Origin of the sequence: Trinickia fusca (assembly GCF_003628145.1) — a bacterium.
GTDB lineage: Bacteria > Pseudomonadota > Gammaproteobacteria > Burkholderiales > Burkholderiaceae > Trinickia > Trinickia fusca.
Genome location: NZ_RBZV01000007.1, coordinates 17,007 through 30,381 on the forward strand (window position 1 = coordinate 17,007; position 13,375 = coordinate 30,381).

13 protein-coding genes are annotated in these 13,375 nt (G+C 61.1%); 6 read left to right on the forward strand and 7 right to left on the reverse strand.

The window, feature by feature from the left end; genetic code table 11:
* Window positions 1-9 precede the first annotated feature (9 nt).
* Entirely contained in the window at window positions 10-1,578 is a 1,569-nt protein-coding gene (locus tag D7S89_RS16855; RefSeq protein ID WP_121279047.1) for a multicopper oxidase domain-containing protein, read from the reverse strand.
* Between the two features lie 297 nt (window positions 1,579-1,875).
* Between D7S89_RS16855 and D7S89_RS16860 the strand changes: the two genes are divergently transcribed.
* Window positions 1,876-3,099, forward strand: coding sequence for a S53 family peptidase (locus tag D7S89_RS16860; RefSeq protein ID WP_121279049.1), 1,224 nt, complete (start codon window positions 1,876-1,878; stop codon window positions 3,097-3,099).
* Window positions 3,100-3,108: 9 nt separating this feature from the next.
* Here the strand turns inward: D7S89_RS16860 and D7S89_RS16865 are convergent, their stop codons facing one another.
* Window positions 3,109-4,218 carry an aromatic ring-hydroxylating oxygenase subunit alpha gene (locus D7S89_RS16865; protein ID WP_121279051.1) on the reverse strand — a complete coding sequence of 370 codons (1,110 nt, stop codon included), beginning with the start codon at window positions 4,216-4,218 and terminating at the stop codon, window positions 3,109-3,111.
* A 339-nt stretch (window positions 4,219-4,557) separates the two neighbouring features.
* On the opposite strand from D7S89_RS16865, the gene D7S89_RS27210 reads away from it, so the two are divergent.
* Together D7S89_RS27210 and D7S89_RS16875 are read left to right on the forward strand one after the other, a co-directional pair.
* Window positions 4,558-5,016 carry a hypothetical protein gene (locus D7S89_RS27210; protein WP_147426693.1) on the forward strand — a complete coding sequence of 153 codons (459 nt, stop codon included), beginning with the start codon at window positions 4,558-4,560 and terminating at the stop codon, window positions 5,014-5,016.
* A gap of 261 nt (window positions 5,017-5,277) precedes the next feature.
* A complete protein-coding gene (locus D7S89_RS16875) occupies window positions 5,278-6,708 on the forward strand; it encodes a sensor domain-containing diguanylate cyclase (RefSeq protein ID WP_121279055.1) in 1,431 nt (476 codons plus the stop codon).
* A gap of 19 nt (window positions 6,709-6,727) precedes the next feature.
* On the opposite strand, the gene D7S89_RS16880 is transcribed toward D7S89_RS16875, so the two are convergent.
* Both D7S89_RS16880 and D7S89_RS16885 read right to left on the reverse strand, forming a co-directional pair.
* Complete coding sequence (locus tag D7S89_RS16880) at window positions 6,728-7,129, reverse strand: hypothetical protein (protein WP_245982991.1); 402 nt, start codon at window positions 7,127-7,129, stop codon at window positions 6,728-6,730.
* Between the two features lie 147 nt (window positions 7,130-7,276).
* The gene (locus tag D7S89_RS16885; RefSeq protein ID WP_121279057.1) at window positions 7,277-8,167 is read right to left on the reverse strand and encodes a LysR family transcriptional regulator; all 891 of its coding nucleotides are present in this window, start codon (window positions 8,165-8,167) and stop codon (window positions 7,277-7,279) included.
* 104 nt (window positions 8,168-8,271) lie between these two features.
* On the opposite strand from D7S89_RS16885, the gene D7S89_RS16890 reads away from it, so the two are divergent.
* The 3 genes from D7S89_RS16890 to D7S89_RS16900 all read left to right on the forward strand — a co-directional run bounded on the left by D7S89_RS16890 (window position 8,272) and on the right by D7S89_RS16900 (window position 10,580).
* Complete coding sequence (locus tag D7S89_RS16890; RefSeq protein WP_220702166.1) at window positions 8,272-8,886, forward strand: nitroreductase family protein; 615 nt, start codon at window positions 8,272-8,274, stop codon at window positions 8,884-8,886.
* Window positions 8,883-9,731, forward strand: coding sequence for an EamA family transporter (locus tag D7S89_RS16895; protein WP_121279059.1), 849 nt, complete (start codon window positions 8,883-8,885; stop codon window positions 9,729-9,731). The genes D7S89_RS16890 and D7S89_RS16895 overlap by 4 nt, the downstream gene beginning before the upstream one ends.
* Window positions 9,732-9,797: 66 nt before the next feature.
* Window positions 9,798-10,580, forward strand: coding sequence for a dienelactone hydrolase family protein (locus tag D7S89_RS16900; protein WP_220702167.1), 783 nt, complete (start codon window positions 9,798-9,800; stop codon window positions 10,578-10,580).
* Window positions 10,581-10,592: 12 nt separating this feature from the next.
* Here the strand turns inward: D7S89_RS16900 and D7S89_RS16905 are convergent, their stop codons facing one another.
* The 3 genes from D7S89_RS16905 to D7S89_RS16915 form a co-directional block, all read right to left on the reverse strand.
* Window positions 10,593-11,729 (reverse strand): alpha/beta hydrolase, encoded by a 1,137-nt coding sequence (locus D7S89_RS16905; RefSeq protein WP_183085245.1) that lies wholly within the window; start codon window positions 11,727-11,729, stop codon window positions 10,593-10,595.
* A 99-nt stretch (window positions 11,730-11,828) separates the two neighbouring features.
* Window positions 11,829-12,917 (reverse strand): SRPBCC domain-containing protein, encoded by a 1,089-nt coding sequence (locus D7S89_RS16910; RefSeq protein WP_121279064.1) that lies wholly within the window; start codon window positions 12,915-12,917, stop codon window positions 11,829-11,831.
* Complete coding sequence (locus tag D7S89_RS16915; RefSeq protein WP_121279066.1) at window positions 12,914-13,297, reverse strand: ArsR/SmtB family transcription factor; 384 nt, start codon at window positions 13,295-13,297, stop codon at window positions 12,914-12,916. Before D7S89_RS16915 ends, D7S89_RS16910 begins: the two co-directional genes overlap by 4 nt.
* Between the last annotated feature and the right edge of the window lie 78 nt (window positions 13,298-13,375).

Here is a 13,375-nt window from a genome sequence, read left to right on the forward strand (position 1 = left end):
ATGGGCGTCTCATAGCGTGCATACCTTCGTCTTGGGATCCACCGACTTGCAGATGTGCACCTCGGTCATCAGACCGCCGAAGTTTTCCTGGTCGTTCGCCAGATGATCCAGATTCGGCGTGTACAGGTAGAAGACTTGCCCTGACTGATACTTCGTCGTGTCGCTGGCGTCGAGGATCAGATCGAGCGACTCTCCGCCGCCGAGCGTGATCGAGTTCGTGTAGTAGGTCATGTCGTTGCCGGCCATGTCGCGCAGCAGCCGCGCATTGATGGCTACCACGTGCATCGGAATGCCGAGCGAAGCGAGCGTCTGATATTCGGTGACGTCGAGATCGGAAATCCGCAGCAGCACCTTGCCCCCGGCGGGAATATTGATCAGCGACGGCAGCGGTTGCGAGAAACGCGGCACGCCGTCGGACGCCGGCGTCGAAAGCGGATTCGGATTCACCGTGTCCGGATAGCTGCGGCCGTTCAGCAGGAAGAACTTGTCTTTCATGTCGGTGAACGGTTCCGGATTGAACGTCATGCCGACGAAGTGGAAGTTCGGATCGAAGCCGTGGATCTGCACCGGATACTCGACGTCGTAGGCGGTCGAGCCGTTGCCGTCGTTGTAGGCGTAAAGCGTTGGCGTGCCGCTCAGGTTGTTCGCATGCAGGACGCTGTTCTGCGGCGGCACCGGTGTCGAGCACAGAATGTCGTTGCCGCACCGGGTGCGTAGATCCTGCTGCTGCGCCTGCAGCGCGTTGTACAGCGACTGGCCGGCGGGGACGCGATTCTGGCGCGGTCGCACAAAGATCTGGCCGACCATGCCCATCTGCAGGTGCTCCGGCGGCGTGATGTGGCAGTGCCAGAAGTAGGTGCCCGCGTCCGGCGCGAGGTAGTAGTACGTGAAGCTCGCGCCGATGTTGATCGCGACCGACGCATCCGGCACGCCGTCATAGAACGACGAGGCATTCGGATAGCCGTGGAAGTGCACCGTATGCTTCTCGAACAGGTCGGGACGCATGATCATGCCGACGTTGGTCAGCGTGAGGAAGAACTCGTCGTCCTCGTCGATCGCCATCATCGGCGCGGGCTCGTTGCCGTTCATCACGCCGATGTCCATGATCGTCCGAGGGTCGACATGGCCGGTGAGCTGACCGGGCGGAACGGATTCGGGATCGGGCGTGAGACCGACCGCGCCGTTGTATGTCGGATCGGTTCTGGGATCGCCTACGGTGTTGAACACCGAGGGGAGCTGCGTGCCGGGCAGCCCTGCCTTGATGTCGGCGAGACCGGACAGCGGCCCGAAAGCGAACAGGTAGGTCTGAATGCCATTGGCCATCGTCGCGTAACCGTCGCCGCCCGAGATCTGCTGACACTTGATCGCACCGTTGACGACGCCTGTCGAGGTGGAGTTCTGTCCCGTGAAGGACGGCCCTGTGTACGCGGGTTCGCCAGCGCCGGGCGGCAGCGCCGTCGGATGAGACGGCGTGGTGCTCGGGCATTGAACCATGAACGACTGGGAGAATGAGGGAATCGCGAACAGCATGAACGACAGTGCGGCCACACTGTTGCGACACCTGCGGATGCTGAACATATGACCTCCGTCCTTGGGGTCAACCAGCGCGTTACGCGCTGAACGTCACGCTCTAATGCAAATGCGGGCTCATGAGATTTGTCACAGTGACCCGTATCGAGATATTGGAGTTGGGCGACGGAGCCTGCGATAGGTCACCTCCCTACATTTGCGGTAGGGCACCCCCTCGCCAAGTTCCGGCTCCCAGCAGCGAGTGATGGCCGAGCCACCAGCGATGAGTGTTTCCTTGGCCACAGAATGCGTTCTCAACCTCGGCTAGGGTGTAGGGGAATTTCCTCTGAGGAAGGAGAGACCGCGATGAAGCGACCCGTATCGTTTGCCTGTGCCCAGCTGCTTTTCATGGCGACACTCTGGGGCCCGTCCGCTTGGGGCGTGCAACCCCATTCCGGCACGATCCTCGTTCCTGATTCGACCATCGAGCATCCTGCCGATGTCGGTCACAAGGCTCACACCAACCACGTCGTCTTCTTGCGCGACACGGCGCAAGGTATAGGTAGCTCGCCGTCCGGCGAAACGCCACAGTCCCTGAGCACGCAGGTCTACGCCTTGCCGGACCCGTCCACGTCTGGAACGGGAAGCGGCACCATCGTCCTGGTCGATGCCTATGACTACCCCACGGCAGAGAACGATTTGAACGTGTTCTCACAGACTTTCGGGCTGCCGAAGACCTGCGCCACGGGCTCCACCCCGTGCGTCAGCTTCCAGAAGATTTACGCCAGCGGCAGTCAGCCCCACCTGAACTGCGGTTGGGCTCAGGAGGCTTCACTGGACATCGAATGGGCGCACGCGATGGCGCCCAATGCCAATATCGTGCTGGTGGAGGCGGCCAGCAGTAGCTTCAGCGACCTGTTCAACGCTGTCGATGTGGCCGTAGACACAATCAGGCGAAGCGGGGTGGGGGGCGAGGTGTCGATGAGCTGGGGCGGCAGCGAGTTCCGCTCGGAAACGCTGTACGACCGGCACTTTACCCCGACGGGCGCTACCGTCGTGTTCTTCGCCTCCTCCGGCGACACTGGCGGGGTCAACATCTATCCCAGCGTTTCACCCTACGTCGTATCGGCAGGCGGCACCACGATCAACCGCAATACAACCGGCCAGTTCGTGAGCGAAACAGGCTGGAGCGGCAGCGGCGGTGGCGCAAGCCAGTATGAGTCCCGCCCCGCTTGGCAACAGGCCATCGCCAAGATCGTGGGCAGCCGGCGCGGTGCGCCGGATTTCTCGTTCGATGCCGACCCGCGTTCCGGGGTGTCGGTGTACGACAGTACGTCTTGCCAGGGCTACAGCGGCTGGATGGTGTTCGGCGGCACCAGTGTCGCCGCGCCTTCGCTCGCGGGGATCGTCAATTCGGCCGGGAAATTTAATTCCAGCAGCACTAGCGAGCTCACCACGATCTATAGCAACATGCCGAACGCGTTGGACTTTCGGGACATCACGTCCGGCATGGCCGGCAGCCACAGCGCAGGGCCGGGCTGGGACTTCGTTACCGGCGTGGGATCGAACCAGGGCTTCAACGGGAAATAGCCGGGACCGTCAGGCCGTGTCGCTCACCTGGCGGATCGGGATCACGGTGCGGCCGCCGCAGTTGCGCAACAGGTCTCGCAATTCGTTGATGACCGGGAACACTTCGTGGTTCCAGTCGGCACCCTGCTTGTCGTGGGCCTCTTGCTCGCGCTCGACGATCCAGCGGTCCTCCTTGAAGATTCGTTCGGTGAACCAGACCAGCAGCGGCCATGCCAGGTCCAGTGCAAACGGGATGCCGGGCCTGCGGATCGACAGCAGGCCAAACGTTCGATTGGTGCGTTGCGCCGCATCGAGCGGCACGTAGACGATCCATAGGTCCATCACCAGCGTGCCGTCACCGGAGCGGATCTGGAGCGTCTGGTACGGATAGCCGGTGCGTACCGTCATCACGTCCTTGTCGTTCTGGTCGCCTTCCTTCTTGCTGGCGCCAAACACCAGCGCTTCGCCCACAGGCTGTTTGCCTTCCATGCGCGCGAACGTGTAGTCCACCTCCACCCAATCCTCGCCGCGACGGCGGCCCAGCGAGCGCGCTCGCATCTGCCCCATCTGCCGCCGATGCAGGAACTGGTGGTTCATGTCCATCAGGTTTTCGTGCATGAAGGAGTAGTGGCACTTGACCTCGCGGCCAAAGCGGCGCGTCTTGTACGCCTTGTCCGCCACCGATGGCAGGGCGGGCAGCGGCCGCTCTTCGGCGAGTGCTGCGTCGCCGGGAAAGACGAAGATCAGGCCGTGCATCTCGCGGCAGGGATAGGCACGCACGCCGTTGGGCAGGCGCTCACGCCCGAGGTAGGGCACATCGACGCAGCGACCGGTGCAGTCATAAGTCCAGCCGTGATAGCCGCAACGGATGGACTCGCCATCTACCACGCCTGCATGCAGCGGCACTTGCCGGTGTGCGCAACGATCTTCCAGGGCGAATACCTTACCGGACTTGGTACGCGCCAGCACGATCGGATCGCCGGCAAAGTGCACCCCGAGGGCTTTGCCCCGCTTGACCTCGCGCGACCAGGCCAGTGGATACCAGTGATCGGGATGGATGGGTACGCGGCGCAGATCGCGCACGGGCGCGCTTGCGGGTGGGTCGATGGCGTTGCTATCAAGCACAGGCACTGCATGCATGCGTGAGGCCTCCTTGCATAACGGGAGCTTCGACCGTCGCCACCAGAGGATGCATTAGCGAACGGGGATCTGGCGCAGTCTACGTGAAACCGGCATGACTGTTCGCGATTTCAAAAAGCTTGCCCGTGACTTCCGTGAGGCGCCGTAATCGGCGCGTGTTGCTGGCTATTCGCTATCAGCAACTGCCTCAGTCGTCAGCCTGTTGGTCAGGGTTTCGTGAATTTAACTAGAAACATGACAGAGATCTGTAAAGATTGACAAAAGCATCTGATATATTGGCGATACGTGAGGGCATGGAAATTCGTCCTTCGTTCTCAACAAGTTCACGGAACTCGGGTCATGAATTTATCGCCAATAAGCCTAACCGTTTCGAACCCCACGCTCGACATGGCTGGCAAGCCCTCGTCAACACCTAATTCAGAAAGCGACCCTTCGACGAAGGCGAATGGCGCTGGCAGCGCTACGCCGAGCATTGAATCCTCCCCAACTTCGACTGGCGCGTCGGCGCAATCCAGCTCCTCGTCGGACGCCGGTATGAAAATCCGATCATCCGTAATCGATCATCTGAAAGAGTTGATCCAAGCGTTGGAAAAGCAGCAGGCGCAGTTACAGCAGCAAATTGCTCAAGCTTCCGCGAGTGTGAGTTCCAGCGCAGGCGTACCCAATACGTCGAAGGTGGAAGGCTTGATGGGGGAAGCGAGTTCGATTTCATCGGCTTTGCAGACGGCACGCGCCGAGTTGGTACAAGCCATGCTGAACGAAGGAAAGACGACCGGGTTGTTGTCCGCTAAAGGGTGATCGATTGCGATGAAGCCTGCGTTCGCTCGCGCGGCTTCATCTACCGAAGCGCTCGACGGCGCTTCGGTCTGAGGGCCTGATCGCCGGGTATTTGGCGTGGTATAACCGGCATCGGACGGATTCGAGCGTGGCAGATCGAGCGCTGGACGAGCGCTTACCTTGCAGTACTGCCTGCGATCAAAACGGTGACATACGTCCCGGCGGCTTTCACTCGAGTTCGCTTGCAAACCGTCCGAACGAACAGAGCCCCCGCCTTCACTCATGCCGATGCACCAGAGCTTGACCTCCCGCCGCGCCGACCAGCCCGCCGCGTTTCCTCTGACAGAATCCGTGATTCCGCAGATCCCGCTGCTTCCCGGCGCTGTCGCACTTTTCTCGCTGTTGGTTTTTGTCGTCGCCGTCCCTTTCGCCAAGACGCGGCTGCCGGCGATACCGGCGTTCATCCCGGTCTACGAATCGGCACTGGTCGTCAACGACCTGATCACGGCCGTGCTCTTGTTCGGTCAATGTGTGATTTCTCGCTCCCGGGCCGTCGGCGCATTGGCAAGTGGCTACCTGTACACGGCAGCCATTGCTTTGCTACACATGTTGAGCTTTCCAGGGTTGTTTTCGGCAACGGGATTGCTGAACGCAGGCCCGCAAAGCACGGCATGGATCTACATGTTCTGGCATGCCGGATTTCCGCTGTTCGTGCTCGGTTATGCGCTGCTCAAGGATCGAAAGCACGACAGGATGTCTGGCAAACCCATTCGAGCAGGCTGGCTATTGTTCATCATCGCAGCCGTGCTAGGCGTCGCCGGTGCTTTGGCGGCACTTGCGACCGCTGGCGCGCATCTGCTGCCACAAATCATGCGGGGCAACGGCTATACGCCGCAAATGTTTTGGGTAATAGGCGTGACCTGGGGGCTGTGTCTTTTCGCGCTCGTCGTGCTGTGGCGACAAAGGCGAGATAGCGCGATAGACCGGTGGCTGATGGTCGTGCTTTGCGTCTGGATATGCGACGTCGCGCTCAGCGCGGTTTTCAATGGGGGCCGCTACGATCTCGGTTTTTACGCGGGACGGGTTTATGGTCTATTCGCGGCGAGCGTCGTGCTTCTGCTCTTGCTCGTCGAAAACTGCTTCCTTCAATCGCGGCTGGCTGTCGCGCTCGAGGAGCTGAAACGGCTGGCTACCGTCGACCCATTGACTGGAGCGGCCAATCGCCGCGCGTTCGACGCTGCACTCACCTCGCACCGGCAACGGGCCGCGCATGACCGCGCACCCTTGTCGCTGTTGATGATCGATATCGATCACTTCAAGCTTTTCAACGACCGCTACGGGCACCTCGAAGGCGACCGCTGCCTCGCTCGCGTCGCGCAATGCCTAATGGGGGCAGCCCGCCAAGGCCGTGATTTGGTCGCGCGTTACGGTGGTGAGGAATTCGCGGTTTTGTTGCCGGAAACGGATGTGTCTGGGGCGGCATCTGTCGGGCAACGGATGTGCGATTCAATCGCCGCGTTGGCGATTCCCAATGCGGGATCGAGTGCAGCGCCACACGTCACGATCAGCGTCGGCGTCGCCAGTTACATCGATGATGAAGGCGAATCGACGGACGGTCTGGTGAGAGCGGCAGATAAGGCGCTTTATGCAGCGAAGGAGGCAGGGCGCGGCCGTGTGGAACGGGCGGTATTGGCCGAAGCTGTTGCAGGGTGAAGGCGCGACGGCAAATCAATCATCTCCCAGGACCATTCTCTCTTACGCAACTCAGCACCAGCGTGTCGCCCGGTTTCGCCCCGGCGCTGAGCGCTGCAGTATGGAATTCGGTCTTGCCGCATCGCCATTCGGCAAGAAAGCCGCGGCGGCAAGCCGCGGTGTCTCCATCGCCGAATGCATCATTCAAAACGTAGTCACAGGTCCGGCGACCATCACACCGACGCGCGAGGCTTTGGGTGGCGTTGCCACGCGGCACGCCACAGTTTTCGCCATACGTTCCTGACACGATATTTATCGTTTGCGTGTCTGCTTCCGGCGCCACAGCCTGAACGATGATCTCAGAAGACGTAGCGCTTTGCGCAGAGTCGACGAAGCAGATACAAATCAGTACTCCGAATAAGGCGAATTGGAATGCGTGCATAACGCCTCTCCCCGCCATGGTCGCGTGCCACCAGCCCACGCCGCAGGCACCCGAATCCGGCTCTTCGATAGGGGGTTAGAGGTTACCTTGAGGGTTGATGTTCCCAGCTGGGAGATTGCGGTAAAACCGTGGGGCGTTTCGCTTCCCTCATCCCCCACCAAACTCCTCAATAAGAAACCCAAGAAAGGCGCGGATTTTCGGTGCAACGTGTTGCCGCGACGAATAGACGGCATAGAGCGTGGTCTCCACCGTGCTCCAGTCCTCCAGTGCGGATTGCAGCCGCCCCTCCTTCAAGTCGTTTTCGACGTAGGGGTAGGGGATCAGACTAAGGCCGAAGCCCTCGCATAGTGCGTCACGGATCGCGAGACTCGATCCCACCGAATAGCGGGCATTGATGGCAATCCTTTCGGTGCGATCGCCCTTTTTGAACTCCCACGTATCGGCACGTCCCGAGTGGCTGAATCGAATGCAATTGAGCGCCTTCAAGTCGGACGGTACTTTGGGTTTGCCATGCTCCGCGAAATAGGACGGAGCCGCACAGACCACGTGCGACATGACCGCCAACTTCCTGGCGATCAAGCTGGAGTCCTCGAGATTGTCGGTGCCACGGATGGCAAGGTCGAACCCCTCTCGGACGAGATCGACCCGCCTGTCATCGAGGTGCAGATCGAGCTTCAAATCGGGGTATTGCGACAGAAACCGGGGAATGGCAGTGGAGAGCCGCGTCAATGTAACGGTCATCGGCGCCGTGACCCGTAACGTGCCGCTCGGCGCTGCTTTGATCGGGCCCAGCGCCTCGTCCGCGTCGGCCAACGCATCGAGCCCGCGCGTCACATGCTCCAGATAAATTCTGCCTTCCTCGGTGAGCGCCATCCGCCGCGTCGTCCGGTTGATGAGCCGCGCGCCAACGTACGTCTCCAACTCGGCGATGTTTTTGCTGATCGCGGCTGACGACAGACCGAGCCGCCGCGCGGCCTCAGCGAAGCTGTTCAGCTCCGCCACATAACGAAAAACCTGCAAGGCGGTATAGCGGTCCATCGATAATCAACCATTGGTAAATAATGTTCTTACTTATTTAACATTATCATCTGTCGGTGAATTCAGTATTCTACTGACAAAACTTTTCAGCCCGGAACGGAATGATGATGAATCCCACCATTGCCCTGATCGAGCAGCGTATTTCCGCCAATCTCTTCGATGCCTCGCACGTCTTGGCCGATACGGAGATCGAAGCGCTCGTGCGTCTCGCGACACGCGCTCCGACCGCGTACAACCTGCAGAATTGGCGGTTCATTGCGGTGCGGACACCGGAATTGAAGGCCAGATTGCGCGGCCTCGCTTACAACCAGGCGAAGGTGTCGGACGCCGCCGTTACCTTCATCATCTGCGGCCTGCTGCCCGATTCCACCACCCTCACCGAAAGGCTACGGCCTTTCGTCGAGACTGGCCACATGTCGGCGAATATGTCTTCGGGGTGGCAAGAAGGGGCTCGCGCACTCTATGCCGATCCTCAAACAGCACGTGACGAAGCCGTGCGCTCGGCCACCCTCGGCGCTGCGACGCTGATCTACGCAGCCGAAGCGATGGGCTTCGTCTCAGGTCCGATGATCGGATTCAATGCTGAAGGCGTGATGCGCGAGTTCGGACTCGAATCCAACGAAGTGCCCGTGATGCTCGTTCCAGTGGGTCGCGCTGCGCCGGGAAATTGGCCGCAGAAGCCGCGCCGTCCACTCACCGAAGTTCTGCAAATCGCATGAGAACCCATTCTTCCGACTTGTTGCTCACGGCGATCGCGCCTGTCGTGTGGGGCAGTACCTACATCGTCACCACTCAGTTTCTGCCGAATTTCTCGCCGATGACGGTTGCGATGCTGCGTGCCTTGCCGGCCGGCTTGCTGCTGCTCGCAATCGTGCGGCAACTGCCAACGGGCATCTGGTGGCGGCGCATCTTCGTCCTCGGGGCGCTCAATATCTCGATCTTCTTGAGCATGCTGTTCGTCGCGGCCTACCGGCTTCCCGGCGGGGTCGCTGCGACGGTGGCGGCGGTCCAACCGCTGTTTGCGGTTTTCCTTGCCTCTGCGCTGCTTGCGAGCCCGCTTCGTCCGTTGTCGATCCTCGCCGCGCTTGTCGGGATCGGCGGCGTTGCGTTGCTGGTGCTGACACCGCGCGCGGGGCTCGACGCGGTCGGCGTTGCCGCGGGCCTCACCGCAGCGGCTTCCATGGCCGTCGGAAACATCCTGACCCGTAAGTGGCAACCGCCGGTATCGCTGCTCACGTTTACTGCATGGCAATTGACGGCCGGCGGCATTCTTCTGGTTCCAGTGGTCCTCATTTTCGCGCCGACTATTCCGGCTCCGACGGTAACCAACCTGTTTGGACTGGTGTGGCTCGGGCTGATTGGTGCCGCTTTGACTTATGTCCTGTGGTTCCGGGGTATTGCGCGGCTCGAATCCGCAGTAGTATCACCGCTCCTTTTCATCAGCCCATTGACTGCTGTGCTGCTTGGATGGATGTTCCTGGATCAGACGCTGAGTCCGATTCAGATCGCGGGTATCGTGTTCGTCATTGGCAGCATTTGGCTAAGCCAACGGCCTGCTCGCTAGGCCAACGCGCCAATCGCGATTCAGAGCTTTCGTCCAGACCGCCCGGAGACTATTTCCATGCGATTTGTGCGCCTCGCGCTTACCCTGTTCGCTATTGTTATCGCCTCGCCTGCCTTCGCGAAGATGATCGCCAAGCCCGTCAATTGGACGCTGGACGGCACGACTTTCAATAGCATGCTCGTCTATGACGATGCCACGACGGCCAAGCGCCCCGGCCTCGTCATGGTGCCCAACTGGTTCGGCGTCAACGACATCGCCATCAAGAAGGCCCAAATGATCGCGGGCAAGGACTATGTCATCCTGCTTGTCGATATGTACGGGGCAGGGATACGTCCCAAGAGCGATGCGCAGGCGAGGACTGCTGTCGGACCGCTTTATGACAGCCGCCCCTTGATGCGCAAGCGTATTGGCAGGGCTTTCGAGCAACTGAAGGCCGAAGCCGCCGACGCGCCGATCGATCTCTCGCGTCTTGCGGCCATCGGTTTTTGTTTCGGTGGCACCGTTGTGTTGGACCTGGCGCGTAGCGGCTCGGAAGCGAAGGCCGCGATCTCCTTTCATGGCGATCTCAGCACCGACAATCCCGCTCTCGTGAAGAACATCAAAGCGCGCGTGCTCGCGATGAACGGCGCTGACGATGCCTTCACCATGCCGGACGCGCCCGAGTTCTTGAAGGAAATGAAACACGACACGGCCGATTGGCAGTTCGTCGAGATCGGCCACGCCGTTCATTGCTATACCGAGACCGAGGCGACGGCCAAGACAGGCAATTGCCGCTATGACGCCAAGGCCTCAGCGCGGTCCTATACGATGATGCGGGATTGGCTCACGGAAAGTTTTGGTTCGAATTGAATGGGCGAATGCTCATTTAACGGCTAGAGGCGATGCAGCCGTCCCGGAGGACGGTTGCGACGAATCCGTCTGGTCGCATCCCTCTCGATCGAAGAGCGCTGCCATTCCACAAGTCGACGCATACATGCGCGAGCTGCTATGCGCGACGCCTGGGACTTCGATCACGCGCTGGCCGAAATGTGCCTCGTCTTGCGAACGTAGATGGGCGACGTAGTTGAGCCCGCGCGACAGGCGCGTTGGTCCTTGTTCCTCTGCGCCGCACGAGCGGTCCAGCTCTTTGTGGTTCGGATCGGTATCGTCCATTCCCAGCAGGTACACGACATCGCGCGCGAGGTAGCGCTTCTCCAGTTCGGACGGGGATACAGGCTGCGCGACATAGGGCGGCAAACCACTGCTCAATCCGTATTCCCAGCGATCAAAATTCGCGCAGGGTCGATCGCCTGTTACGACCGGCCGCTGGGCATCGAAGTACAAGTAAGAAGACGGATTGGCAACCACATAACGGATAGCGATGCCGCGCGTCAGCAGAGGTGATTGTCCGTGACCGACTGCTGCGTATCGCTGGACGAACTGGCCGCCCGCCGAGTGCCCGGCGAGCACGACCTGCTTTAGCGCGGGAAACAGCGTTTTGTCGGCGAGACGCGCGAAGATGGTATCGATCACGCTATACGAACTGATTGGCACTGGCCCGTGCGCATCGTAGCCGGTCTTCCAGCCGTCGGTTCCCCAGTGCAGGGTGTCGGCTGGCAATTGATGGGCTTCTATATCCGCGGCGATCAGGAACTGCGGCGTGATGATGATGGCGTCTTGCGCGGACGAACCCGCCTTGATAGCGGCCTGGTCACCTGAAGTCAGGTCTCGTCGAGGCCAGCCGTGAATGACGATGACCGCGCGCGTGACGTCAGGTTGGGGTACCGACCAGTCGCGTGATACGTGTATCGGAACCACGCCTCGGCCTGCCGGCGTGATGACCTCCAGGCGGCCATCCTGAATGACAGGGACTGGCGAGCGCACGACTGGATCGCTTTTGTGCGACGTGGGCCCGGTGTCTACTGTCGGCGATGCAGCCGCGGCGAACGTTGGCGCAATATGCAGGAAAGCGGCGGCAATAAGGGCGGGTAGCGCTCGGGTACGGATTGCCGACAGCATATTGTTCTTCCTTCTTCTGGTTTTTCCGACAGGCCAATTGCGGGGGGCGGGTCAATTATCGGGGCAATTATCCTTTGACCCGCCATTTCGCTACTGGAATCAAGCAAGCTGTGGCACGGTGGCCTTGAAGCTCTCCCGCTCGCTCATGACCCGCTGAGCACGCCGCACGTTCGGGCGCTTCGCCAGCAGCGTTTCGCCTTCGGGGAACTTGCCGAGGCCGAGGTAGTAGACGAGCGGCGCCAGGAACAGATCGGCCATCGACAGCGCGTTGCCGACGAGGTAATCGCGGTCGCCATAAGCCGCGTCGAACGCCGCGAGGTGGGCATCGATCTCGGGCACCGCGGCGTCGATGACGGCCCGGTCGGGCCGACCCTCTTCGCCCTTCGGGAACACGTACTGCAGAAGGTAGCGGCGGGATATTGCGTCATAGGCGTGGCAGCTGATGACGCTGATCCACTGCTCGCCGCGCGCGCGAGCAGTGGGACCCCATTGCGGAAGCAGGCTCGGCCCGTCGAATGCCTCCTCGATGTAAGTCAGGATCGCGCGGGTTTCGTAGAACTCGATCGGACCGTCGCACAGCACCGGGATGCGACCGAACGGATTGTGCACATCGACTTCGGGCGTATGCGGCGCTGCCGGTTGAAGCGTGTAGGCGACGCCCTTTTCCGCGAGTGCCATGCGTACCGTGCGGACATAGGGGCTGCGCGGATCGCCGATCACCGTCACCGTGCCCGCGCTGCCGGCCGGGTCCAGATGATCGTTGAGGCGGTTGAATACCGACTGCCAGCCACCCATGTGCGAGTCGCGCGTCTGCGCGTCGGGGAAGCCGCTGTGACGCATGTGCAGGTGCGTACCGTTGTCTCCCTCCGTCAGCGTGACTTCGATCAACGTCTTCAGTTCGGGCGGCATCGAACCGGCTTCCCAGTACCAGGTGTAGGCGAGGAAGCCGGGACGCTCGATGTGCTGGTACTCGCCTGCGGCCACGTGCTGCTTGCCGTCGCGCCCGCCCATCACGACGCGATACTTGCCGCCGACACGCGCGTCGGCGCTCACGTCGACCACACTCATGCCACGCGGACAATGCCAGGCGGCGAGCGCGGCCTCGCTCGTGAACGCATCGAAGACCTTCTCGCGTGGGGCGCGGATGAAGCGGGTCATTTCCAATTGGAAGGTGGCAGCTTGGGTCATGATTTCTTCCCCTTGACTTCGGTTTCGCCGCGCTTGCCCTCCGAGGCGTCCGCAGCATGGGTGCGCTCGACGAATTCGACGAGCCGGTCGAGATTGCCTTCCCAATGACGACGATAGGCTTCGAGCCAGTCGTGCGCGTCGCGCAAGGCATCGGCGCGCAGATGGCAAATGCGCCAGCGCGCGCTGACCTCGCGTTCGATGAGCCCGGCGTCGGCCAGCACGCGCAGATGCTTCGAGATCGCCGGCGCCGACATGTCGAATGGACGAGCCAGTTCGCCGACCGGCGCTCCGCCTTGGGCGAGGCGGGTCAGGATGGCGCGGCGCGTGGGGTCGGCCAAGGCGGCGAAGACAGCGGAGAGGGAGTCGGTGGAAGAAGGCATGGCTTCATTTAACCAATTGGTTAATCGAAAGTCAAGGTGGGTTGCCAAGAGAGCCTAAGTCTCTGCGCCACCGCATTC